The sequence below is a fragment of the Haloferula luteola genome (genome assembly GCF_014201715.1).
Taxonomy (GTDB): Bacteria; Verrucomicrobiota; Verrucomicrobiia; order Verrucomicrobiales; family Akkermansiaceae; genus Haloferula; species Haloferula luteola.
The window spans coordinates 1-23,430 of record NZ_JACHFD010000024.1; the positions used below are offsets into that span (position 1 = coordinate 1).

Sequence of the window (23,430 nt, forward strand, 5' to 3'; positions counted from 1 at the left end):
TCAACTTGGCGTTGTTGGTCAGGGTAGAATACTGGTTGAGGGCATTGGGTGTGAACCCACGAATGGCCATGCCGCTGCCACTACCCGCGCTGGAGCTGGTTCGATTTCCCATGCCATCGTAACTGTAGCTGAATTCAAGCCCGGGCACAAGGGCGCTGGTCGTGAAATGTTTGGCGGCGGCGGTGACTTCAGAACGGGCGTTGTAGCCGTAGGTCCACCAGGTGCCGTCTTCGCGGCGGGTGAGTTCGCGACGACCTGCGGCATCGTAGTCGTGACCCATGGATGCCACGGTAAGAAGCTGATTGACCGAGGCTCCCGCCTTGTTGGTGACGCCTTCGGTGCGGCCGAGGAGGTCCACGGTGAGTGAGCGCTGGTGGATCAGGTTCCCCCCAAGAGTCACGGAAACTTGCTGAAGAGTGTCGGTACCCGCCAGTGGCACGAGGGCGGCCGAGAGGTCTGGCGAAGAGATCGTCTGCAGCCGGCTCAAGGAATCATAGCCGTAGCTCTGGGTGGCGACGGTGGTGGTTCCCACCCAAAGGTCCCAACCCATGGGGCGACCATTCTGGTCGGGATCGTGGGCAACTTTCACATCTGGCAGCCAGCGGTGATTTGACGCGTAGGTCGTCGAGACTGCTCCACTGTAAGGCTGATAGGAAAGGGTCTGTGTGGTGGTATAGGCGGCGGTACCTGCCCCACTGCCGGTGCCCACCGCACCTGTGCCCCCGATCCGAGATTCCGACACCTGCCTCGGTCGACCGAAACCGTCAAAGTTAGAGAAGGTCACATCCGGGGTCAGGTTACCCTCTCCCGAATAATTGATGTTGGTAAGATCCCGCGTAAGAGGAGCATACACATATTCAGTGACGACGCCTCCTTTGGTGATGCGCTGCTTGAGCTTTCCATCCGGCTCATAGAGGTAGGACAAATCATAGCTGGAGACCTCAGTCCCGTGATAACGTTTCTTTTCAAGCAGTCCGGTTCTTGCTTGATAGACCCAATAGGTCGTCGCAGCCTGACTACCATAAGTCTCCATGCTGATCATGTCTCCATAAGCATCGTAACCATAGAGCCGTTCGTAGACACCCGACCCTTCAACCAGAGTGGTTTGACCACGGTCATTGTAGCTGGTTGTTTCCGTGAGCCCGCCGGGGCGAGTGATGGTTTTCACCTTTCCTGCATTCTTCTCATTAGCCTGGTAGTAGCTGTAACTCGTGGTGCCCCCCAAGTGATCTGTGACACGATCCAACTGAGCGTGGGAATAGTAGAAGGAATAGGTCGATGCATTCCGACCATCTATATAACGTGAAACACGACCCAAAGCGTCGTACTGGTAAGCTGTAGCATTTGCCGCGCCTGCCTGCTGGACGGATACCACGTAGCCGTTCACCGAAGTCGTGATGGAATCCGCGGCCGGAGTGGTAGCCGAATCATTCACCACGACTTCCACTCTGCGAGCCTCAGGATGGATGGTGGTGGTAGTGGTCACGGTGCGCCCCGCTGGATCGGTGGTGATGTTGATCGTGGCATATTTGCCAGCACCCGCCGGGATAAAGCTAACGGACACCTTGCTTTCTGACATCAACGAATCGGGCATATTGGGATCGGCCCCACTTGGGTCAGGGTAGGTGTAGCTGCGAGTCCGACGGTAAACGACACCACTTTCACTGACGTAAGCCATTTCTATCTTGGTGATTCGGTCCGTGCTTCCTTCCTGAAGTCCCTCCGTCGCATCCAAATCGAGTCCAGAGTAGGAAAGGCCACCGAGCAGCCGAACATCATCTCCGAAAGGAGAAGAACTTTCATAAAAATAGCGTTGGGCATAGATGCCGGTCGAATTGCCACTTGCGTCGATCTCTTCCAGCATACTTCCGTAGCGGAACTCACCCTGATAGAGAGAATTTTCACGAACCTTCCTGGCTGCATTCGCTGGTGAAGGTTTCAGCGTCGCGGTGAGCTTACCATCTGTTCCATACACTCTTGTGGTGGAACGAAGCGTGTGGGCGCTGGCAGAGCCTGTGCTTTCAACTTCCTGATGTCCCCATTCGACATAGAGAGGATTGGATTCATCCCCAATGGTGCTCGTAGAATAGAACGCATTCACCCAACCGGTGCCTGAGTGACTGCGGAGGCTGCCATCAAGGTAGCGTTCTTCATATTGTTGGACGCCCCCAGGTAGGGTGGTGAGGGTATCGCGCCCTCCGTTCGGATAGGAGACCGTGGTGACCGCCCCTGTTGCATCCTTGCGTGAGATCACGCGTCCCAAGCCATCCACGACGGTCTCGCTGGTCATGATGCCATTGACATCCACCGTGGTCGTAAGGCCCACACGGGTGGATGTGGTGCGGACTGCCGGAACTCCTCCGCCTGCTGATTTCTCAGACCACAGAAGCTGGCCCTTTGTATTGTAGAACGAGGTCGTTACATTACCTTGGGCGTCTGTCTCGACTAAGGTGTAGGGATCAGGACGGTCGATCCGGTGGACTTCGATTCCTTCGATCAAGGTCCGATGATAATGACCGTTGAAGTACTCATAAGATTCAGTTTGCGCGCTCACAAAGCCGGCACCCGCCACTTTATAAAGAGTTTCACGGCTCATCACCCCTTCGGGGGCATGAACGATCACCGTTCGTTCACTCAAACCATCGACTTCGTGAAAATCCGCTAATCCCGGGGGAGGAGGAATCGTTCCGGTTCCCATCGTCACCGCTCCCGTGGTCCTCTTCGTCACGATGTGGCTGTAGGCGTTCCGGCTATATTGGAATCGGGTGCCTCTCCCTTCATCGTCATATTCAAGCAAAGTCCGTCCCGCGAGCCATTGATTCGCTGGATCCTGCTGATTGGCATAGTAGATTCGACCGTTTGTTCCCATGAGATCGATGCCGCTGGGGATATCATCACCAGCCGTATTCTCCACCGGGAACTCATTGCTACTTGCTCCTGAGAAAGCTTCATGGAAGACGATGTCTTGGCTATTGCCCGACGCTGAAAGCGGCCGAAGCACTTCTTCGCCATTCTCAAATCGCACTTTTATCCTAGCGCTTGAAAAACCAGCATTGGCAAGCAGCGGGAGTGTATTCGGATCGGAATGCTGGGGATTGAGAAGAACTTCAGACTGAAAAGGAGTGAACGTTACTGAATTCCCGGTGGTTCCATACTGATGAACTGTCCAACTTCCATCAGGGCGGGAGGTCCACCACAATTTGTCAGCTTGATCTCCCGCTGTGGACGGATAATAGCGGTATTCCGTCACCAATCCCTGAGATGCAGAGGGATCAGGAAAGCTCTCACTGGTGACCCGCTGAAACCCTGCACCCGTCTCAAGGAATGTCTCAAGCGTTCTCGAAACCACCGTCGAACCATCCTGCACCACCTTTTCCGTGCTGTATACACGAGGCACGGTTGATGTGGGGGGAGTCACTGTCACCGTTTCGCTTTGACCATTAAGCGTCATCACGAGTTGTTCATTAAAAGGGGAGCATATCGTTTGATCCGTCAATACTCCCTCTTTCGACCGCTGAACGGAAATCCCTCCTGTCATCGGCGTGATCTTCCACCAAGAAACTGGAGTGCCTGAAAAGGTGACTGATTTTGCCTCGCTTGCACTGCTTCGGATGTACTCCCTCACATAAGTGCGGACTGAACTGGCGAAGGAGGAAACTGAGGTCGGATTCGAAACATATCCATTCACTCGAAACACCCGGGTGGGAGTCACGATGTGCTTTTCCTGAGGATACGCAGAATCTGTCGAGTAACTGACCTTTCCAGACGAGGTCACTTCTTCAAGCATCGTGAAGGTGGCTGCCGCAGGACCAGCCGTAATGGAAGTCAGTGGGCCCGACCAGGAAAGATAGCCAGCTTCTCGAAAAGGTGCGGCTCCGTTCGGGCCCAGTCCCACCATGCCGGCTGAAATGACCACCCGCCCGCCGGCTGGAACGAATGTTCCCGAATCATCCACTGTCGGTGGATTGCCACCTCCAGGGGGAGGCCCGTCCCCTGGAGAATCTCCTCCTCCCGGAGATTCTCCTCCGCCATCATCCTGAGGACCCTTCGATCGACGGAGAAGAAACTGAGAAGTCGGATAAATCTCCAAATCAAGAGCCCACGTGTATACGTCAAATGAACTTCCCTTCACCCAATTGGAAGCGGGATCTGTTATCAGCTTATACTCAAGATCACTTCCACAGAAAGAAACTGTCCCTGTCCTGCATCCTTCATCTTCGTTCGCTGAAAGAGTGAATGCCTTAACCTGCCCCTCCTTTAGCTTAATATCGATTTTTCGCGCCGGACCTTTACCGTCACCCGCTACTCCAAATCCTTCAATATTATCGCTCATTGCCACAATTGTGACGCCGTCCTCGCAGTTGCATTGAGCCCTTACAGAAGGCAAAAGCAAAAGCCAGGTTGATAATGCAAGCACGCATGATCTACCGGACCACGTCGGCAAGGAATCACTTTTGTTCATGTTAGCGCAGGGGGATCAATTGAAGACTCGTAAGAGTAATAGGGCTCTGAGCAGACTCACCCTCTTGGGTGGTGGGGCCACAGATGTCGAGAGTTGACAAGCCACTGGGAAGAAGCAACTCCGGTGAAAGCAATGCCCCAGCTTGGGTGGCTCGCGAGTCTGAAGAGCGAAAAAGTTCCCATTCCACCGGTGCCTCCCCTCCAACTTTCACGATGAGCCGATGCGAACCATCGAAACTTGCATCGCTAGAAGCAGTGATCTTTAGCCTCACGCGCTTCGTGCCTTTGGAAAAAATTTGCCAGGTTCCCGTTTCCTTCTCATCGCGAAAGGACGTCAGGCGAAGTTCCGCTGAAGATTCCGAACGCCCCAACTGGGTCCGGGCATCAGAATAGCTTCCTCTGCCAAGCTCTAGCAGAAATGACCTATCGGATCGTTCCACCACTGGTCCTCGTCCCATCTCTGGGGCCTTGTTCAACTTGAGTCGGATGACTTTCAGGTCATCACCGAAATTCAGCGAACCCGTGTCCAACGTCCACGCACCGACGTGCCCGCTGATCGACAGCATTTGTTCCGACCCCAGGAGCTGGGCTTCGGACGGTTCCGGCAGTAATCCTTCAAGAGAAAGCTGATCGCCGGGATTCGAGAAGAGATGCAGATAGACGAAGCAACCATCCTCCCCCTGCCTCTTCAGGGTGGCCACGCCATTCCAGGGATGCCGAAGAAATGGGGAGCGGGAGGTGCCGTAAATTGACTCTCCGTATTGGCTTAACCACTGGCCGGTTTCATCAAGGATGGCTTGCGCCTCAGGCGGGATTCTACCCTCTCCATCCAGACCTACATTAAGGAGATAGTTCCCGCCCATGGAAGCTGTGGAAATCAATTCTTTGAGAATTTCTCCCGGAGTCTCCCACTTCACTCGCCCCTGACGGTAGCCCCAGCTATTCCCCAAGGTTCGGCATTTTTCCCAGTCGCCCCCGGAATACTGATGTCCGCGCATTGCGGAATCCGAATATGAGTAATCATCTCGTCCGGTGAATGCCCAAGGCATCACGGTGTTCGCATCCACCACGCTGGAAAATGAACTCCGCAGATTCGGATGAAATCCATCGCCCGCATGTGCATGCAAAGCGAAGACTGCTCCATAATTGGAACAAAGCTCCTGAATTTGCGGCAAGGCCACTTCCGACAAATAGCGATCTCTTCCTCCCGATTGACTCGGATCCCACGGCGGCCCTAAAGTATTCCCCCCTGGATGATACCAATCCCGGTCCAATGCGTAGCTGAAGCCAAGTGGCACACCTTCACTTCGGCAGGCCTTACTGACTTCGGCAATGATGTCCCGTTTTGAGGGCATTACGTCCACCGAATCGAAGTCCGAGGCTTTAGAATCGAACAAAGCATACCCATCGTAGTGTTTGGCAGTGAAGATCAAATACCGGGCTCCCGCCCCCTTCACCTCATTCACTAACTTCTCAGCATCAAAGCTCGAGGGATCGAACTGGGTTGCTGCATTGCGATAATCGTCACGTGAGATTTTGGCAGTCCGCATGATCCACTCAGTATTGCCTGGGTACACTTCGTCCTTGTAGCTCCCTCCCAGCAACGAATACGGACCCCAATGAACAAATACTCCAAAGCGTTGCGCTCGCCAATTCGCCATTCTCGCTACCTGTGCCTGATCACGTTGATCTCCTGCAAGGTCTGCCCACACGGGTAACACCGACCAGAAACCTAATAAAGCGATTGCAAATGTCCGATTGAAGTTCATGCAATTTTCCTTAGGGAATCACTCTCGCATCAACGCCGATCTGGCGTGAGGATCCGCAGGGTACCCACAATCGTGACTGCATTTACCTCTGGATTCGACGGGTCCAAATCCTCTGAATCGACGAGGCCGTCACCATCAGAATCGACATCGAAGGGGTCCGTGCCCATCAAGAATTCAAAATAATTGGTCAATCCATCCCCGTCGTAATCCTCTTCCCGACGCAATTTTGTCAGAGGAATGCCCCAGGCAGCGAGTCGGGCAAGCTGGGCATCCACCCACGATTGGCTCATGCCACTGGGAGTCTTTTCCAAGCGGAGCGAAAAGACGGCTTTCAACTGCCCCAGATTGGCGATACCATAATTGGCATCATCCGCCGTGCTACTTGTCCACGGATAGTGGTTTGAGGAATCATTCGGATCCTTCGTCTGAGCGTGAATGAGTTCCGAATCCAGCCAACTCGAAGTGGTTGTCTCATTGTGCAAGACATCGTAGAATGGAGTCGAAATCGACTTAAGCTGGCCAAGGTTCAACGGACTATAATTTGCCTCAATAGCTGCCTGAGTGGTCGGAGGATCCAAAGTGGGTATCGGCTTATTGGCGCCGATCAATTCAGCTTCGACCTGAGTTGCTAGATCCGGTCTTTCGATTCGCAATGCTTCCAGAGCGGCGGCCACCATTAACTTGGCTTGGCCGAGGTTGGCGGGACCATGGTGATTCGTGGAGTCTCCCGTCAAAACCGGCATTTCCCAGTTCGTCCACCATTCAGGATCCTGCCCCTGAGCGGTCAACAACATACCGATGACGGTGCAGAAGGCACCATGCTTCCCTCTCATCGACCTGAAGCGGCTTTTCATCCGGTTTTATCTCTCGTGACTTCTGACTAAACCCTCTATTTCCTCAGGATCCCTCATAGTTGCCCATGCTAATGTCGCCTTGCCGATTGATTCGAATGGTTTTCCCATCGCTCGAGATCTCAATGGCATGGTTTGCAGGAGACGACCCAGGAGAACTCGAAGTCCCTGGACTCGGATAGCCAATCTTCACCGTTCCATTCTTGTAGATCTCCATGACGTTCCGTTTCGTGTTCGAACTCACGCCGTTACCGATCACAAAACGTTCATCATTGGTAGTGTCTTTGTTCCATGAACCTATCACAACGGAATACGGATCATACAAATTACAATAGCTCCCCACCAACAAGGAACCATTGGCATTTGAAAGATTATAATTGTGATAATTACCCACCGCAAGCAAACCAAGGTAGGAATAATACGAAGAAGAAGAACTTGAAGAACTATATGAATAATCCCCAATCACACCATAACCGCTAATTCTAAATTCATTATCAGCATAATACCCTGCAAATACTGTCACCGGAACACTCACAACCGCCATACCCATCAGAATATGCTTGGACCACCGAGGAAAGGCTTTCACTTTTTTAATGCTTTGATTTTTCGAAAAACAACAATCTTCAAATTATTGAGATACTGCTTTATTCAATTCCACTTCCAACTCCGTGATGCGGGTTTGGGCATCCTTGAGTCTCCCTTTTGCTTCTACTTTCGCCTGATTCCGGTGAAGTTCGGCAAGAATCGGGTCCAATTCCGCAAGAGAGTTTCTTTTCTCCTCCAAGGAAGGCTCTTCTTTTCTACCCTCCCATGAGGCTGTGGCAGCTTTTCTCGCCTTTTCAAGCTTCTCTAATGAATTGGCAACCAGAGGATCTAGAATCTGGGCCTGAACATTTGGCAAGTTCTCCTGCAGATCTGAAGATGACGTGGTCAGGAGCTGTTGCTCCTTTGCCTCTGCCTCGACCGTTTCCCAGGCAAGCTGCATTTCTTCACACAATCCGATCACGGCATCGGACTCCATCAGCTCCGCCAAGGCTTCCCGCGCGTCATCCAGCTCTTCCGGGGTCGTCGCTCCACGATTGCAGGCGAAAGCAAGTTCACCAAGGAACTGCTCCCCTTTCTCCAGAAATTCCAAATCGGAGGAATCCTCACGGAGGGGTAGCAGGAGCTCAGCGGGATACTCCGGCTCGGGAATGGCTGCGAGTTCCGCTTGGATATGGGCATCCATTGCAGCGCGATGGTGGCGTTCGATTTCTGCCAGTGCGTCCCGACGCTGATCAAGATTTGCCTCTCCCTTTATCAGCTCAAGTTGCTTTCGGGCGACATCGAGCTCGAAGCGGATAAAGACCGGATCCCGGGGCTGCTCTGCGGAAGTCAGATCTTCGGCTGGCTCCACGGCATTGACCGAATGGAGCAGCTCGGCACCAATCGCAAGACCGGCGAAGCCGATGAAAAGCAGAATCCGCTTATTGAGCATGATCGAGTGGTAACTCGTTCATTGAGAGCTATGCAAGCACTTTGTGTGGCAGATTCGAGATCATCTAGCAACCTGTTGACAAACGGCCGATCGCAATTTGCCACCGAATGAGGCGGTGATCGTCCTGAAGCCCTGAAGGGGGATGTCTCGCCTGCATCGCGGCGACGAGACGGGCCAGAAGATGCGACGATCGTTTGACCGGTCCGAAAGAGGCATCATGAGCCGCCGCCAGCCACAGCTTGGGGGTCCCGTGGCCGATGAAGTAGTTCAACAGCGAGAGATGGAGCGCAAGCTCCGCACCGAGCTGGCGCGTGGTCAGGTTCTCCCGCCCACGTAGGGTCGCCCGTCTCAATCTGCCGTGATCGAGAACGTGGCACTAGCTGCGCCCAAGTTCCTCGCCACGCTTCCGCAGCAGTGCCTTGCCGCTCTTGCGCTTCACCGCCCGGCGGGCCCTCCAGAGCTCCCGTGAACCCTACCGTTCTGCTTCTCCCGTTTGCGCTTCAAAGCATGGGAATCCCTCACGATCTCCCGCACCCTCTCCGCCTGAAAGCCGCCGACCTCCCCCACCGCGAAGCAGCCCTCGTCGGCGGCGAGGATCTTGGCGAGACCCTATCGCTGTGACTTGAAGCAGTCGGGCACCGACGAAGTGGTTTGACGGTTGGGAGAGAGGTGTCGTGTCGGGTTCCTTTCATGGGCGATCCCGCGTGAATGGGACCTATCCAACATCAACCGATGAAAACAACTGAATACGAACTCAGACACGACCTGCAGACTCTACCTCGGACTCGAGATCGATAAAGAGCAACCCCTCATTGCCATCCTGGAGCCGAAGCCATAAGGAGGATTCCAAGGACAGCGGATCTTCTCATCATAGGGTCAAACGTCTAACGACTCGCAACTGCTACAGGGGGCTCTCCTACATTTTAGAAAGAGGCCAGTGATGACCATTCGAAAATCGACGAAGAATGGTTAGCCTCATGGGGTGGGAGCCCTTGTTCGATCTCTTCAGTTTTTGCAGGGCGACCAAGGGGACCCACTAAAGCTGCTTTCACGATCAATTGACCTCCGTCTTCAAGTTCGACCAGCCGCGTTGACCCGTCGTCGACATTCAGATTGATCCAAGTTTCTTGAGTCTCGAATCGCATTGCATCACCATCGGCGTTCTTATGGGTAGAAAGACGCAGAACCTTCTTCCCAGATATTCGAATCGTTCCGTCAACCAGTTCGGGAACCATTCGATGACGATACCGCACGGAACCCCCGAATCCCTGGAGCCGGATGTTCCTGGATCAAATTCCTGGATGATTTCAATGGCTACGGCCTCTCCAGTTCTCGCACTCACTGTCGGCAATCGAAATGCTCCCCCTGCGGCTTTGAGCGATGCCCGCGTGCTTGAAGACAGATCCGCCAACCACTTTCCGTCGACACCTTTGTATCTTGCGTCGATTCTGATTGCTGTCTCTTGAGACAGAAGCGGAATGATCAATCCCGAGGTCATGACCCGAATGGCGGCGATCATTTTCATCAATCTATTGTCAAAGGAAGGAAAGATGCCGACCCGAGGATCCACGTCAGACTGCTTGGTTCACGTCTCAACTCCTTCCAACGCGTCAGTTGCTCGACAAGGTCGCGATTGAGGGAGGTTACCATCAACCGGGAAGGTTCTCAGATCGTTCAAACGGGTGGCAGTCGGTCGTGGTGTGATTCATTCTTGGGTGGCTTTGCGGCATGTTTGCTCCTGACCCGAACCTTGACCTCAACGCTCTGCGCTCCTCTCTTTCGTTTCACGGTTCTTCGGTTGACGAGTGCCACCTGAATCCTACCCCATCACAACAAACTCCCTGACTCCCTTTCAGGGGTTCACTTCAAATCAAGGGTTTTGCGACTCAAGAGCGGTGATTTTATTGAGCAACATCTCCCGCATTTTGCTGGGAACATTGGGCTTTTCGGCCAGTACTTTCAAATCGTCCACTTGCTCCTCACCCGCATATTGGCGAACCAATTCCCACGCTTGTTGCCAAGCATATCCTGACACTCGGGTGTCGACCAAGATCAGAGCGGCATCCGCGACTTCCGACCATTGTTCTTTTTCAACTCCGTAACTGAGACCCCAAGCCGCACGACCCGCTCGATTTTGTGTGTCGGAGTCTCCTAGAATCTCAATGAGGCGGCTGACCGTCTCTTGTCCTTTGTTCCGCTGGGTACTAAGAGCAAAGTACATGACCTCATAGCCGATGTCAGCATCGCGACTCATCTCAACCAACGAGGCCTCCAATTCCGGCGAATATTTTCCTCCCCATAGCCCTTGGACCGCTTTTTTGGCAAATTCTCCACCCTGTTGAACCATGGAAGCCACAATGGCTCCCGATTCGCCGGTGAGATCCATCTTGTCGATTTGCATCAAGAGTCGACTTGCCTCCGGACCCATGCCCTCGCGCGCCATCTGCCTAAGTTTCTCTGCATCTCCTTCCTGAAGTCCGCTGGTCGCCAAGGCGAAGCTCGCCGCCAATCTTATCTCGGCGCGATCCGACTCGAGATGCGGAAGTATCGCCTCTCGATAGGAGGCTTTATCAAAATCCAATTCTCCAAGGCTGCTCAGGGTCGTCAGTGCCGCGACAACTTCATCTTCGTCACTTGAGTTCATGGCCGCGCGTATGGCCTCCAAAGCCTGCCTTCTCAAGGCAGCATCCCCTAACTGGAGGGCTTGTTCCCGCCACTCCTGGCCAAGTTTCTCAATGCGCTGTTTCTGATCTGAACCTCCCCTTGTGTCGTTCTTCTCTGCGTGCCGAATGGACGTTTTAGCTCTGTCTGACTTTCCAGTGTTCCCGGGCTTCGACCGTTCTAACCGAAGCTCGCGTTTGCCTACGCTTGCGATTTCGACCGTCGATGCCTCGTGTGAATCAGCCTCAGGCTTGATCCACCAGCCGACGAGACCGCCGCCCACAAAGCAAAGGATACCCACCAGTAGCGACCTGGACATATGACAATCCCATCAGAAACCATCGGGCGGTCAAGGGGCCAAAAATGGAGAGGACCTAGTGGCGAAGCTTAGTAACCCATCCCACGAGCTGATCCATGAGACCTTGGTCGGCTTGAGCTGAAGATGTCACTCCTCTGACGACGCGATCGTGAGGAAAACCCAGCCAGGCATCGAGTTGATCAGGATCGAATCCCGGATGGCGGTCATCGCCATGGTACTGGAGAGCGAAAGGGCGATCGAGCAGCTCGAAGCCCTCTCGCCGGGAGCTTTCCCCCACGGTCATCAATTTCTCCCATCCGGCCCGTAGCTGGTCGGGCTGGACGTCCATGACGAACAAAACTGCGTCGACCTCACGCAATGCGAGGTCGATGGCGGCTGGGTGGTGGTCCTCGAGCAATCCACGAGCGATGCAGGGCTGACCCTCTTCGCCTTTCCAAGAAACTCGCGCGAGAACGAGATCCCCCACTTCACTCACCTCAGGTGGAATTCCGGATCGGCGCGCCGCCAATGCAGCCAAGACTTCCGCGACGGCTTGAGAGTGGGTGCCAAAAACGGCGACCCGAACCGGGCCGCCGCTGAGAGAGGTAAGATCTGCATTCATGAGGCTGAGTCTCAGCCCATGCGATGAAGCTCGCGTGCGACGATCATCAGCGTCTCACGCACGCCAGGAGCGAATCCACCGTCGGTCTGCACGGCCAGGAGCACTTCGCCTTCGCGGACGAATTCCACCGGACTGCTTCCACAGTAGAGCTTCACTTGACCATCGCCGAAGCCGATGCCGGAGAGCACTCGCTTGATTCCCTCAATCGCCCCGATGTCGGCGGACGGCACGCGTGCCAATTGACGAATCCCGGGGAGGGCGCGCGAACGCTGGAGGATTTCGCCTTCGTTCAATTCGCGGTCCACGCCAAAGATCGCCCGCAATTCGAGCTGCCGGATCCCGGAAGATTCGGAAAAAGAGGAAGTCGACGGGGTGGCAACGGTGGGAGACGGCACGACAGCGGGTGTTGTTACCGGCGCAGGGGCCGGCTCTGGTTCGCGGCGCGTTTCCACGACAGGATGACCGAAAGGACTCGCAGCCTCAGGCTTGGGAGCTTCCTCGACTGGCGCCTTGGCGAAGGGGGAAGCACTCTCCTTGGGCTCGGAAACGGCCGTAAAGGGTGAAGATGAAGGTGTCGGCGCGCCCCCGAATGGAGATGCCGAGGGTACAGATGGGGTCGCGACTCCGAAAGGTGAGGCGGTTTTGGTCTCCGTCGCGGCGGCAAAGGGACTTGCCTGCGCAGAACCGGCATCTCCGGCGGGAGCAAATGGCGAACGGGGTGGCGTCGCGGGTGCCGCTGCGAATGGATTGGACGGAGCCTCGTCCACGGAGAACGGGCTCTTGGGAGGATTGGCGAATCCTTCCTGGGGTTCAAAAATTCCTTTGTTGTTACTCATGATGACCGGGGTTGCAAAGGGACCTCAGCGGGGGTTTGCGGCTTGGGAACCGTGCGCCAACTTGGATGAATCGTTAACTAAAGTCGAGCATTCAAATGAGCGACTCAGTCCAACAGTCGTTTCAGCTTCCCTTTAAGCCGCACTTTTGCGGCGGGAGAGACGCGATCGATGAAAAGTACCCCATTGAGGTGGTCGGTTTCGTGCTGGATCGCCCGTGCCAACAATCCGTCGGTCTCAATCACCAGTTCACTGCCGTCAAGCTGGGGTAGGCGCGCCTTGATCTCGGCCGGCCGGTTCACTTCGGCACGGATTCCATCGATACTGAGGCACCCTTCCGTATCCTTTTCCTTGCGGGTTCCAAATTCCAGCTCGGGGTTGATGAAGATCAGCGGCATGATGTCCGCGAGCTGGGCATCTTCCCCATTGACTCTCAGGTAGCTGATGCACTCCGGGTCGTGAGAAACGTCGACGACCGCCAATCTCAGCGGGACTCCGATCTGCGGTGCCGCCAGGCCCACCCCTTGGGCGTCCACCATGGTCTCCAGCATTGAGGCGACCAACTCTTTGAGCTTGTCGTCCACTTTTTCGACCGGGGCGCAACGGTCGCGCAGCACCGGGTGTCCGTATTGTACGATTTCGAGGATCATTCTTCGATTCCGCCCGGAAGTTCCGTCCGGACCGGGACGTCCTTAATGTCCAAGCCGGCCTTGGTCAACGCATCGCGGACGCCGAACAATTGCTCCAGCGAGACGCCTTTGTCCGCCTCCAGTTCCAGCTTGCGGTCTGGGTTCTTTTTCACAAACGACTGCAGATAGGCTCCCAGCAGTCCGAGATCGGGAACTTCCAGATCATCGATTCGCACTTTCCCATCCGCTGTCACGGCAAGCACCGACCGCTCCCCGGAGACCAGTTCCGCCGGCACCTCGCGGCTGGTCGGCAGCTGAATCTGCACGACTGGACGCTTCGTTTTGAACTCGGACGACACGATGAAGAAAATCAGCACGATGAACAAGATGTCGATCATGGAGACGATCGGCAACTGGCGGGCTCGGGGAGCAGGGCGTTCGAAGATCATGCGGAATCACTCAGTAGGTTGTCCCGGACGCGGGGTGCGCTCGCAAATGTGGGCGAGCTGGGTGAGCAAAACCTCCAACCGGGCGGCATACGTTTCAATTTTTCGGGTGAAATAACCTTGGGCGATGATGGCCGGAACGGAGATCGCCATGCCCACGATCGTGGTTTTGAGCGCACGACCGATGCCCGCGGAAATCGCCAGCCAGTCGGCATCGGATTTCAACCCAGAAAACACGATCACCAAGCCTGAAGCCGTCCCCAACAATCCAAGCAATGGAGCCACACTGATGACAACGTCGATGGCGGTCATGCCGGACTGCAGGCGAACAATTTCTGCCCGGGCCATCGACTGAACCGCTTCGGCAATCTCCGACTGAGAGCGCCCCCGGTGGCGAATCACCTCCGAACAAAGCCGGGCCAGGGTGCTCTGCCCTTTCTCGAACTCTTCAAGGATCGGCTGCACGTTTCCACGGCGAGCGGACTCATCGAAATGAGCGACTTTTCGCGCGAGAGCATCGGGCAGGATCCGGCTCTTCGAGAGCGACAAGAACTTGAACAAGATGGCCGCGGTGGCTACCGCTGAGGTGATCACGAGAAGCACCATGAAGGTGCCCCCTTCTTGAAAAAAGGCGACCAGCCCGGACGAGGCGGACGTCGGGGTTTCGGCGAAGAGCGCAGTTAGGGTCAGCATGGGGATGGGATTCTAAAAGATGAAGTTGTAGAGCAATTCCAAGGGCTCCCCTTGCAACTCTTGCTGCACATCGGCAGGCATGGGCGGAAGCTCCGCATCGCGGATCGCTGAATGGGTGAAGCCACGTTGGATCGTGGTGACTCCCACTTCATCGACGGTGGCAATCGAACGCACCTGGCCCTTGGGATCCAATACGACCTGGATCCTAAGGACTCCTGGGGTGATGAAATCGCGATTGCGGACGACGGCTCGTTGCCAGCTTTTCTCGATCGCCCGGCTCAGCGCGGCATTGTATCGTCCCAAGGGTCCGGACTCGACATCCAGCGCCGGTTTCCCAGAGCGGGAGATCGCACCACGCAATCGTACGCGCTCTTGATTCCCTCGAAATCCTGGCTCCCGGGACGCTTCGGTAGGTGCCGGTTTTTTCCGAATCTCCTCTTGGGCGACACGGGGTGGATCCTTCGGCGTTTCGGTGACTTCCCTGCGATCTTTTCCCTCGGTCTCCTGCTTCTCGCGCTCTGCCACCGCCACGGTGTCAGGGCCGTTCGCCCATTTCGTCGGCTTTTCGCCAAGCGGTGGGGGAACTTCTTCCATCGCCTCGGCCTCCTCCATGGCTTCCCCTGGTTTCAGGTTCGGGACCATGGGCTTCACTTCGCCGTCCATGCGATGGGCCAAGTCTCCGTCTTGATAAGAACTTTGAGTCGTCTCGATTTCATCTGCCCTTGGTTCGCGGCCCTGTTGGCTGGCCAAGCGAGGATCGGCCAGGGATTCTGCCGGAAGATCTCCGGCCGCCCGAGTGTCATGTTCTCCGATGAACGGGGCACGCTCAGGCGGCGTCGCCGCTTGCTGGTCCGCGCTGGTCCGCGCAAATTCTCGGGCCGGTTCGGGTGGAGGTGTCGTGGCCGGGGGAGATTTCGGCAGCAGCGGCAAAATGACCATGGGAGCCTCCGCCGCAGCCGCGACGGAATCAGGCTCGAGTGCCGGGGGAGATTGCTGAATCCAGTTCCTCAAAACGGCCAGCGAAAGCAGGGAAAGCGCCACCAAGTGAACCCCAATCGCCACCACGCCCGCCACCACCCAAAGGCGGGTGTCGCGGGAATCGCGGAAAAAGGACGCCGGGATCATCGGATTGCCGCGGAGATTCGTCCGAACTGGCCGGACATGCAATGAATCTCCCACGGGACTCTCCAACTCCCCGCCTTATCGGCGACCTCGGGCCAATTTCCAGCACTCCACAAACCCACTGGCGAAATCCTCCGGCCGCGATGCTACCCAAGCATCGATTTCCCCGGCGGACAGCCACAGCACCGCATCGATCTCCGCACAGGGGAAACTCGGGCGCCCTTCCCAGCGAACCTGATAGAGCGTCACATGCTCCCAGCCCGTTTCGGCGCAGGGGGCGATTTTCCCCACCTCCTGAGGATCGACATCCACCACGCCCATCTCCTCTTCCAACTCTCGCACCACGGCCCGATCGTAGTCCTCGCCAGCATCCAAGTGCCCTGAGACACTCGAATCCCAGACGCCTGGATGTTTGTCCTTCAGCAGCGAACGCCGTTGAAGCAACAGTTCCCCCCGACCATTGATCACGAAGGCGTGCACGGCACGATGCAGCAGGTCTTTCTCGTGTACTTCCTTGCGAGTCGCCTGCCCCACGACCTCATCCGCTTCATTCACCACATCGAACACTTCATCCTCCTTTTGTGGGATCTCGCTCAACGGGTGTTCATCATAGCAACGGGTCAGTTCCACCCATTGTTCCAAATCCAGCTCCTCCGCCCGCGCCGTTGGATCCACCCCCAGCCGTGCTGCCACCTCTTCCCAGGGCGGGCTCTCCGGAAGGTGCTTGCGGACCTGCTTGCGCCGCTGGGAAAACCCCCGCCGCACCAGCTCATCAAAACGCCGGGCATCGAATGCGCCCAAATCTCCAGCGACCGGCTCCAGCAGGGCCACCGATGAATCGATCTGCGGCCGCGGATGAAAGGCCTCCGGTGGCACCACTTTGATCGAATTCACCTTCCACTCGCTGCGAACTCGCAAGGTCAGCACTCCGTATTCCTTGGTTCGTGGCACCGCGCCCAGGCGGTCGATCACCTCCTTCTGCAACATCACCACCGCCCGTGAAAATGGGTGCGGTCGACTCAGGAAATTCTTCAGAATCGCTCCCCCTGACGAATACGGCAGGTTTCCCAAAAACTTCGCGGGTCGGTATTTCCACAACACCCGCGGATCGAAGCGCGCTCCATCGGCTTGGTGCACTTCCACCGAAGGATCCCCGGCGAAGCGCTCTTTCAAATACTCCGCCAGGCGAGAATCGAACTCGACGAGCACCAATCTTTTCACCCGCCCGACCAACCATTCGGTCAGCGCTCCGGTTCCCGGACCCACCTCCACCACAGTGTCCTCCGCTTGCGGATCGAGCTGATCTCCAATCCACTTCGCCACCTCAGGGTCGCAGAGGAAATTCTGGCCCAGTTGTCGATTGGGTCGCACTCCCGCTTCATCGAGCACATCACGGATTTCCTTGCCGGTCACCCCCCCATCCCATGCCCACCCCGCGTCGCGAGCAAGCCGTGAGTCCCCACGCCTGAAAATTCCTTGAAGATTTTTTGAACGAGATCCCCAACCCGCGGTCTCACCCCCATGAAGACCGCGCTTGCGCAGTTTTCATGTAAGGGTGAACAGCAGTTGTCCCTCTGATCCGTCCCCCCCGGGACCCGATGATCGGACAACTCTCCGCCGCCGGGGAGTGGGTGCTCCCCGGCGGCAATTTTTTTTCCGCCAAGCGCTCTGCTTTCCCCCGCCCCCTTCCCCGCCCCCTTCCCCGGTCGACATAAGAGTTGATGCCCAGCCCCGGGCTCCCTTTACTCGCCGCCCGCGCGCGGTGCCGCGCTCCCTTTCGCATGATCGAAAACATCCGCAAATACACCGGACTGATCTTTGTCGTCATCGTCCTGCTGCTGCTCGGGTTCATCTTCATGGACACCCGCAATCTCCGCCGTTCGATCGGTGGAGGAGCCCCCGTCGTCACGGTTGACGGCATCGGCTACAGCCAGTCTGACGTCGTCACCAAAGGCTCCGCGCCGCTTCGCCTCGCCTACTCGATGCTCGGTCGCGATGCCAACGCGCTTGAGATCATGCGCTACACCAACACCCTGGTCGGCGGAGCCCAGGAAGAGCGCAATGCCGAACTCCAGTTCTTTTCCGGGCGCCTCATCCTCCAACAAGCTGCCGAAGAGTTTGGAGTCCATCCTTCCGACGATCAAATCAGTGCCTTCATCCGCGAACTTAGCGCCTTCCAGAATCCCACCGCCCTCGGACAAGCGGGCGACGGATTTTCTCAGGAAACCTTCAACCTGTTCGTCCAAAAGCGACTGCCCTCCCTCAACCTGAACGAAGCGGACTTCCGCGACCTCGTCCGGGACGTCATCGCCTACCGCGAAATTCGCGACCTTGTCGGCGGAGGCCTTTCCGGCAGCCGCCAGACCGCCGAGGCCATGGCTGTGGTCAACGCCCAGAAAATCACTGCCGACTACGCCTCTCTGGACGTCGCCAAACTCAAGGAAGACATCAAGCCCACCGAGGACGAACTCAAAGCCTATTGGGAGCCGCTCAAGGAATCCTTCCAAACCGAAGAGCGCGTAAAGGTTTCCTACGCCCTCATCGCCCCCCAATATCCCGACGACCTCCCGGAAGAAGCGGTGAAGCCGGCTGCCGACGAAACCGACGAGCAGCGCCAACAACGCGAAACCGCGGAAACTCAGCGTCAGGATGGCCGCAAAGCCGTCGAAAAGAAGCTCGCCGACGCCGTCAGCCAGTTCATCGATCACGTCTACGACACCGAAGGCGCGGACTTTGAAAACCTCATCAAAGAAAATGGCTGGGAGCTGCAATCGACCGATTGGATCACCTCCGCCACCCTCCCCGCCGACTTCAACCTCCCCACGCGCGGCATTTCCGCACAGAAATCCGTCGCTCCGGAAGTCTTTGCCCTGACTCTTGGCCCCGACCCGCTCGCACCCTTCTCCGAACCTCTCGCCGTGGGGAAAAATCAGTGGTTTGTCGCTCGCCTCGATGCCCTCGAAGAACCTCGCGAAAAGACCTTCGAGGAAGCCCGCGAAGAGGTCCTCAAGAGCTACATTGACGAAAAGGCCGACGAAGCCGCCAAAAAGTTGGTCGAAGAGAAACTCGCTGCCATGAAGGCTGATGTCGAAGCTGGCAAAACCTTCAAGGAGGCCGCCGAAGCCCAAGACCTCGAACCCCAATCCATCGGTCCATTCTCTCAGTCCGAACCGGTTCCCGGAGAAACCGCCTCCCATGCCCTCTTCGCCCAAGCCGCCACCGTCAAACCCGGCGACTTTGCCGAGCCTCTTTATACCGGCGACCGTGCCCTGATCGTGCGCGTGACCCAGCGGGAAATCGTCAAAGACGACAACCGTGGCACCCAAATCGACAGCTACACTTCGAACCTCCAAATCCAGAACGAGACCTTTGCCTTTCAGGCTTGGCTCGACGCTCGGATCCAGGACGCTCAGGTAAGCACCGTCCAATAATCATGAGCGATCGAGACGACCTCTTCGACGACGCCAATGGCCACCTGGCTCTTGGCGAACTCGCCGAAGCCGCCTCGCTCTACCGCCGTTGCCTCGAAGTCGATCCCGACTTCTTCGACGGGTGGCATGCCCTCGGAATGGCCCTTCTCAAGCTAGGGGAGGTCAAGGAAGCCATTGGCTGCGGCCTCAAAGCCGTCACCCTTCGACCCAACGACCTCCTCGCCTGGACGGCCCTCTCCCAGATGTATGTGCGCGATGGGAACATCGCCGAAGCCGAAGCCGCCAAAGGCAACGCCCGCATTCTTTCCCTAGGAGGCAAGGTCGACCGCACCGCCTCCTGACCCTCTGTTTTCACCGCTGACCCGGCCCTTTCGCCATGCTTCTCACCACCGCCATCGATTACACCAACGGCGCACCCCACATTGGCCACGCCTACGAAAAGGTTCTCGCCGACGTCCTCGCCCGCTATCTCCGCCTCCGCGGTGGCGATTGCTATTTCCTCACCGGGGTCGATCAACACGGCCAGAAGGTTCAGCAAACGGCCGAGAAAGAAGGCATCCACCCCGCCACCTTCGCCAAGAAGAAGACCAAGCTCTTCCTCAATCTCTGGAAAAAGCTCGGAGTCGACTATGACGGGTGGGCGGAAACCACCGACGAACGCCACAAAGCCTGCGTCCAACAAATCCTCACCTCCCTCAAAGAAAAGGGCCAACTCTACAAAAAAGGCTATCAAGGATTCTACTCAGTTCGGCAGGAGCAATTCCTCACCGATCGAGACCGCAACGAAGCAGGAGAATTCGGGCCCGAATGGGGTGAAGTCGTCGAAATCGAGGAAGAAAACTGGTATTTCCGCCTCTCCGATCATGCTGCGTGGTTGAAGGACTTCGTCCAAAGCCACGAGGACTGCGTCATTCCCTCGTTTCGCCGCAACGAGCTGCTAGGAGCCCTCGAGCGCACCGGCGATCAAGACCTCTGCATCTCCCGGCCCAAAGAGCGCCTTCGCTGGGGCATCGAAATCCCTTTCGATCCCGACTTCGTCACCTACGTCTGGTTCGACGCCCTCATCAACTACGCCTCTTTCGCCGGATACCTCGCCGATGAAAAGGCAGGCCTGCCCGATTTCGCGCAGCTTTGGCCATCAGACGGTTCCCCCACCCCAGTCCACATCATCGGCAAAGATATTCTCGTCCCCGCCCACGGCATCTACTGGCTCTGCATGCTTCACGCCATGGGCTTCCCCGACGAGCAACTGCCCCGGCTTCTCGTCCATGGGTGGTGGAACATCAAGGGCGAGAAAATGTCCAAATCCCTCGGCAATGTCGTTGACCCCGACGCCCTCGCCGACCGTTTCGGCACGGATGCGGTCCGCTACTACCTCGTCCGCGACATCGTCACGGGAAAGGACTCCGATTTCGATCCGGAACGGCTCATCATGCTCTACAACCAGGAGCTAGCCAACGAGTTGGGCAACCTCTGCAATCGCGCGCTCAACATGACTGCCCGCTACACCGGAGGCATCTGCCACACTTCCCACGCACCTGGTGAAGCTGAAGTCGCCCTTCGCCAGTCCCTTACAGAATCCACCGCCGCCTATGGCGAGGCGATGGACGCGTGGGACACGGCTGCCGCTCTCAAGGCCATCAACGCTCACGTCTCCCACTGCAACGCCTATCTCGAGCGCAACAAGCCGTGGGAACTCTCCAAAGACGAATCCCAGAGGCAACGCCTCGAAATCGTGCTCGCCCACGCGGTCGAAAGCCTAGCTCACCTCACGGTGCTGCTTTCTCCGGTGCTTCCTGAACCAGCCAACCGGCTCGCCCACCAACTTCGCTTCGAGAAGCTCCTCGAACTCAAATTCGAGGACCTCACATGGGGACTCATTGAAGAGGGTCACGAAACCGGCAAACCGAAGCCGGTATTCCCGCGCATCGTCCTCGAAGAAGAATAAGCCCCACCCTCTGGGACCTCCCTGTCACTCTTCGAAATCCCACTCTTTCGTCCGCTTCGGCTTGAAGCGGGTCCGCCCACCTGCGGCCTGCCGCAGTGGATGGAAAATCGGATCCATCCCATTCGCCTTCATTTCCCAGACCCACTCCAACAGCTCGCCTAGGCGACCCTTAGGAAACCCACGCTCCTTGAAGTAGGTCAAATACTCCACGGGAAGATCATAAATTGGGTAACCACGAGGCGGATGCTCCTTGGGGCCGTACTTTCCGAAAGGCATCCGGGTCCGGCCGATTTCATTCAGCAGGTTGCGGAAATCCTCGCGGTCGATCTCGTTCATGCTCCATCAAAGCCCAAGGCACCATCCACGCCAAGCTTCCCTTTGGAGATTCCCTCGATCGGCTCCCGTCGATCGTGGAAGGCAGCGGCAATTGTAGCCACAGCCCATCCTTCGCCGACCCGGCTCTGCCGCTGCCGCCGGGGAGGGTTTCATCCTTCACCTTAGGAGGGGGATCTCCGGCGACCTCCGCTCGGCCTCGACTTCACTCCGATGGCGGCGGGAATGGCTGCTCACTGATTTCCCACTTCTCGTTCTTCTCCGTGAACGTCCCAAGCGTCCACGGGCTCGGAATCAAGGCCACCAGATGCCCATGCCGATCACGCACCAGACGCACATCCATCGACAACTCAGGGAGATCCTCCTTCGTCGTCTCTCCTTCCTTCAGACGCATCCAGCGTGAAAGCTGCCAATAGGCCGGTTCAATCCGCGTTTCCGCATCATACTCTCCCTGCAACCGGTGTTGGAGCACTTCGAACTGCAGTGGCCCCACCGCGCCTAACAGGGGAGTGTAGACCCCATCGTTCTCCAGCGGCGTAAATTCGCTCACCACCCCTTCCTTCAGCATCTGCTCCAGGCCCGACCGGAAGCGCTTGAACTTCGCCGTGCTCGCATTGTGCAGCCACGCAAAACACTCCGGCGCAAACCGCGGAATCTCATCAAAGCTCAGACTCTTCTTCGAACTCAGAGTGTCGCCGATCAGGAAATCGTGGTTGCCCACGAGGCCCGCGACATCGCCAGCAAAAGCATCATCCACCGTTTCCCGGTCTTGGGCAAACAGCCGCATCGAGTTCGAAAGCCGCACCTTCTCGCCTGTGCGAGTGTGGAAGACATTCATGTCCCGCTCAAACTTCCCGCTGACGATTCGGATGAAGCTCACCCGGTCCCGGTGCTTCGGATTCATGTTCGCCTGGATCTTGAACACAAAAGCCGAGAACTCCTCCGATTCCGGTTCGATTTCCACCTCCCCCGCCATCCTTCCTGAGGGCGTCGGAGCCAACTCGATGAACCGGTCCAGCAAAAGTTGCACCCCGAAATTGTTCGCCGCACTTCCGAAGAAAACCGGAGTCAATTCTCCAGCCTCCACCGCCGCCAAATCAAAATCCGCGCCAGCTCCATCCAACAACTCCAACTCCTCCGTCACCTGCTCATACACTCCCGTGTCCAGCTTGTTGGCCACTGCAGGATCACTGATATCGCTCACCGCAACCGGTGCCCGGAAAGCCCCCCCAGGCGTCCGCTCGAACAAATGGACCTGCTTCTTCTCTCGATCATACACCCCCTTGAAGCGCGGGCCATCGCCCAACGGCCAATTCAACGGAAACGCATGGATCCCCAGCACATTCTCCAAATCATCCAGCAACTCCAGCGGCGGCTTCGACGGCCGGTCCAGCTTGTTCATAAAAGTGAAAATCGGCACCCCCCGACGCCGGCACACCTCGAACAATTTTCGCGTCTGGCTCTCGATCCCCTTACCAGCATCCACCACCATCACTGCGGCATCCACAGCGGTCAGCACCCGATAGGTATCCTCGGAAAAGTCCTTGTGGCCCGGTGTATCCAGAATGTTGACGACACAATCCTTGTAGTCGAATTGGAGCACCGTTGAGCTGATGGAAATGCCCCGTTGCTTTTCCAGCTCCATCCAGTCCGAAGTGGTGGCACGCTGGTTTTTCCGTGCGGTCACGCTCCCTGCGAGGTTCAACGCCCCCCCGTAGAGCAGAAATTTCTCCGTGAGCGTCGTTTTCCCGGCATCCGGGTGAGAGATGATCGCGAAGGTCCGACGGCGTGCGACCTCTCGTTTGATTTCAGTAGAAGCGGACATGCGGCCCGCAGGGGCTACTCCGTCCCGCGCT

20 protein-coding genes are annotated in these 23,430 nt (G+C 56.8%); 4 read left to right on the forward strand and 16 right to left on the reverse strand.

The genetic code is table 11. The features are described from left to right. From HNR46_RS17225 to HNR46_RS17245, 5 genes are all read right to left on the reverse strand, one after another. A partial coding sequence (locus HNR46_RS17225) for an RHS repeat domain-containing protein (protein ID WP_184021071.1) occupies positions 1-3,397 on the reverse strand: 3,397 nt, incomplete at its 3' end. 1,066 nt (positions 3,398-4,463) lie between these two features. Beyond that, positions 4,464-6,230: an alpha-L-fucosidase gene (locus HNR46_RS17230; protein ID WP_281375605.1), complete on the reverse strand. Its 1,767-nt coding sequence runs from the start codon at positions 6,228-6,230 to the stop codon at positions 4,464-4,466. Positions 6,231-6,259: 29 nt separating this feature from the next. After that, positions 6,260-7,063, reverse strand: a complete 804-nt coding sequence (locus HNR46_RS17235; RefSeq protein WP_184021077.1) for a thrombospondin type 3 repeat-containing protein — start codon at positions 7,061-7,063, stop codon at positions 6,260-6,262. A gap of 64 nt (positions 7,064-7,127) precedes the next feature. Next, entirely contained in the window at positions 7,128-7,667 is a 540-nt protein-coding gene (locus HNR46_RS17240) for a hypothetical protein (RefSeq protein ID WP_184021080.1), read from the reverse strand. Between the two features lie 42 nt (positions 7,668-7,709). Next, complete coding sequence (locus HNR46_RS17245) at positions 7,710-8,216, reverse strand: hypothetical protein (RefSeq protein WP_184021084.1); 507 nt, start codon at positions 8,214-8,216, stop codon at positions 7,710-7,712. A 75-nt stretch (positions 8,217-8,291) separates the two neighbouring features. On the opposite strand from HNR46_RS17245, the gene HNR46_RS17250 reads away from it, so the two are divergent. After that, complete coding sequence (locus tag HNR46_RS17250) at positions 8,292-8,669, forward strand: hypothetical protein (RefSeq protein ID WP_184021087.1); 378 nt, start codon at positions 8,292-8,294, stop codon at positions 8,667-8,669. A gap of 997 nt (positions 8,670-9,666) precedes the next feature. On the opposite strand, the gene HNR46_RS17255 is transcribed toward HNR46_RS17250, so the two are convergent. The 9 genes from HNR46_RS17255 to rsmA all read right to left on the reverse strand — a co-directional run bounded on the left by HNR46_RS17255 (position 9,667) and on the right by rsmA (position 17,275). Further along, the gene (locus HNR46_RS17255) at positions 9,667-10,083 is read right to left on the reverse strand and encodes a hypothetical protein (protein WP_184021090.1); all 417 of its coding nucleotides are present in this window, start codon (positions 10,081-10,083) and stop codon (positions 9,667-9,669) included. A gap of 345 nt (positions 10,084-10,428) precedes the next feature. After that, positions 10,429-11,202: a hypothetical protein gene (locus HNR46_RS17260; protein WP_184021092.1), complete on the reverse strand. Its 774-nt coding sequence runs from the start codon at positions 11,200-11,202 to the stop codon at positions 10,429-10,431. 391 nt (positions 11,203-11,593) lie between these two features. Then, complete coding sequence (locus HNR46_RS17265; protein ID WP_184021095.1) at positions 11,594-12,139, reverse strand: hypothetical protein; 546 nt, start codon at positions 12,137-12,139, stop codon at positions 11,594-11,596. 11 nt (positions 12,140-12,150) lie between these two features. Then, positions 12,151-12,534: a hypothetical protein gene (locus HNR46_RS17270; RefSeq protein ID WP_184021098.1), complete on the reverse strand. Its 384-nt coding sequence runs from the start codon at positions 12,532-12,534 to the stop codon at positions 12,151-12,153. Between the two features lie 545 nt (positions 12,535-13,079). Continuing rightward, complete coding sequence (def, locus tag HNR46_RS17275) at positions 13,080-13,622, reverse strand: peptide deformylase (RefSeq protein WP_184021101.1); 543 nt, start codon at positions 13,620-13,622, stop codon at positions 13,080-13,082. Then, entirely contained in the window at positions 13,619-14,050 is a 432-nt protein-coding gene (locus HNR46_RS17280) for an ExbD/TolR family protein (RefSeq protein WP_184021103.1), read from the reverse strand. Before HNR46_RS17280 ends, def begins: the two co-directional genes overlap by 4 nt. A gap of 6 nt (positions 14,051-14,056) precedes the next feature. Beyond that, a complete protein-coding gene (locus tag HNR46_RS17285) occupies positions 14,057-14,740 on the reverse strand; it encodes a MotA/TolQ/ExbB proton channel family protein (protein ID WP_184021106.1) in 684 nt (227 codons plus the stop codon). A gap of 12 nt (positions 14,741-14,752) precedes the next feature. Continuing rightward, positions 14,753-15,865 carry a hypothetical protein gene (locus HNR46_RS17290; protein WP_184021109.1) on the reverse strand — a complete coding sequence of 371 codons (1,113 nt, stop codon included), beginning with the start codon at positions 15,863-15,865 and terminating at the stop codon, positions 14,753-14,755. Between the two features lie 75 nt (positions 15,866-15,940). Next, entirely contained in the window at positions 15,941-17,275 is a 1,335-nt protein-coding gene (gene rsmA / locus HNR46_RS17295) for a 16S rRNA (adenine(1518)-N(6)/adenine(1519)-N(6))-dimethyltransferase RsmA (RefSeq protein ID WP_184021110.1), read from the reverse strand. Between the two features lie 368 nt (positions 17,276-17,643). Between rsmA and HNR46_RS17300 the strand changes: the two genes are divergently transcribed. From HNR46_RS17300 to metG, 3 genes are read left to right on the forward strand one after another with little or no spacing between them, the layout of a single operon-like run. Then, the gene (locus tag HNR46_RS17300) at positions 17,644-19,293 is read left to right on the forward strand and encodes a SurA N-terminal domain-containing protein (protein ID WP_184021112.1); all 1,650 of its coding nucleotides are present in this window, start codon (positions 17,644-17,646) and stop codon (positions 19,291-19,293) included. 2 nt (positions 19,294-19,295) lie between these two features. Continuing rightward, positions 19,296-19,634 (forward strand): tetratricopeptide repeat protein, encoded by a 339-nt coding sequence (locus HNR46_RS17305; RefSeq protein ID WP_184021115.1) that lies wholly within the window; start codon positions 19,296-19,298, stop codon positions 19,632-19,634. A 35-nt stretch (positions 19,635-19,669) separates the two neighbouring features. Next, a complete protein-coding gene (gene metG, locus HNR46_RS17310) occupies positions 19,670-21,241 on the forward strand; it encodes a methionine--tRNA ligase (RefSeq protein WP_184021117.1) in 1,572 nt (523 codons plus the stop codon). Between the two features lie 24 nt (positions 21,242-21,265). On the opposite strand, the gene HNR46_RS17315 is transcribed toward metG, so the two are convergent. Both HNR46_RS17315 and HNR46_RS17320 read right to left on the reverse strand, forming a co-directional pair. Further along, positions 21,266-21,577, reverse strand: coding sequence for a DUF3820 family protein (locus HNR46_RS17315; RefSeq protein WP_184021119.1), 312 nt, complete (start codon positions 21,575-21,577; stop codon positions 21,266-21,268). 202 nt (positions 21,578-21,779) lie between these two features. Next, entirely contained in the window at positions 21,780-23,399 is a 1,620-nt protein-coding gene (locus tag HNR46_RS17320) for a peptide chain release factor 3 (protein ID WP_184021121.1), read from the reverse strand. Between the last annotated feature and the right edge of the window lie 31 nt (positions 23,400-23,430).

Excerpts from the sequence above, each read along its gene's own strand:
- HNR46_RS17230 (WP_281375605.1), bottom strand. The coding sequence starts at position 6,230 with ATGAACTTCAATCGGACATTTGCAATCGCTTTATTAGGTTTCTGGTCG.
- HNR46_RS17235 (WP_184021077.1), bottom strand. The coding sequence starts at position 7,063 with ATGAGAGGGAAGCATGGTGCCTTCTGCACCGTCATCGGTATGTTGTTG.
- HNR46_RS17255 (WP_184021090.1), bottom strand. The coding sequence starts at position 10,083 with ATGAAAATGATCGCCGCCATTCGGGTCATGACCTCGGGATTGATCATT.
- HNR46_RS17260 (WP_184021092.1), bottom strand. The coding sequence starts at position 11,202 with ATGAACTCAAGTGACGAAGATGAAGTTGTCGCGGCACTGACGACCCTG.
- HNR46_RS17265 (WP_184021095.1), bottom strand. The coding sequence starts at position 12,139 with ATGAATGCAGATCTTACCTCTCTCAGCGGCGGCCCGGTTCGGGTCGCC.
- def (WP_184021101.1), bottom strand. The coding sequence starts at position 13,622 with ATGATCCTCGAAATCGTACAATACGGACACCCGGTGCTGCGCGACCGT.
- HNR46_RS17280 (WP_184021103.1), bottom strand. The coding sequence starts at position 14,050 with ATGATCTTCGAACGCCCTGCTCCCCGAGCCCGCCAGTTGCCGATCGTC.
- HNR46_RS17285 (WP_184021106.1), bottom strand. The coding sequence starts at position 14,740 with ATGCTGACCCTAACTGCGCTCTTCGCCGAAACCCCGACGTCCGCCTCG.
- HNR46_RS17290 (WP_184021109.1), bottom strand. The coding sequence starts at position 15,865 with ATGATCCCGGCGTCCTTTTTCCGCGATTCCCGCGACACCCGCCTTTGG.
- HNR46_RS17300 (WP_184021112.1), top strand. The coding sequence starts at position 17,644 with ATGATCGAAAACATCCGCAAATACACCGGACTGATCTTTGTCGTCATC.
- HNR46_RS17305 (WP_184021115.1), top strand. The coding sequence starts at position 19,296 with ATGAGCGATCGAGACGACCTCTTCGACGACGCCAATGGCCACCTGGCT.
- metG (WP_184021117.1), top strand. The coding sequence starts at position 19,670 with ATGCTTCTCACCACCGCCATCGATTACACCAACGGCGCACCCCACATT.
- HNR46_RS17315 (WP_184021119.1), bottom strand. The coding sequence starts at position 21,577 with ATGAACGAGATCGACCGCGAGGATTTCCGCAACCTGCTGAATGAAATC.
- HNR46_RS17320 (WP_184021121.1), bottom strand. The coding sequence starts at position 23,399 with ATGTCCGCTTCTACTGAAATCAAACGAGAGGTCGCACGCCGTCGGACC.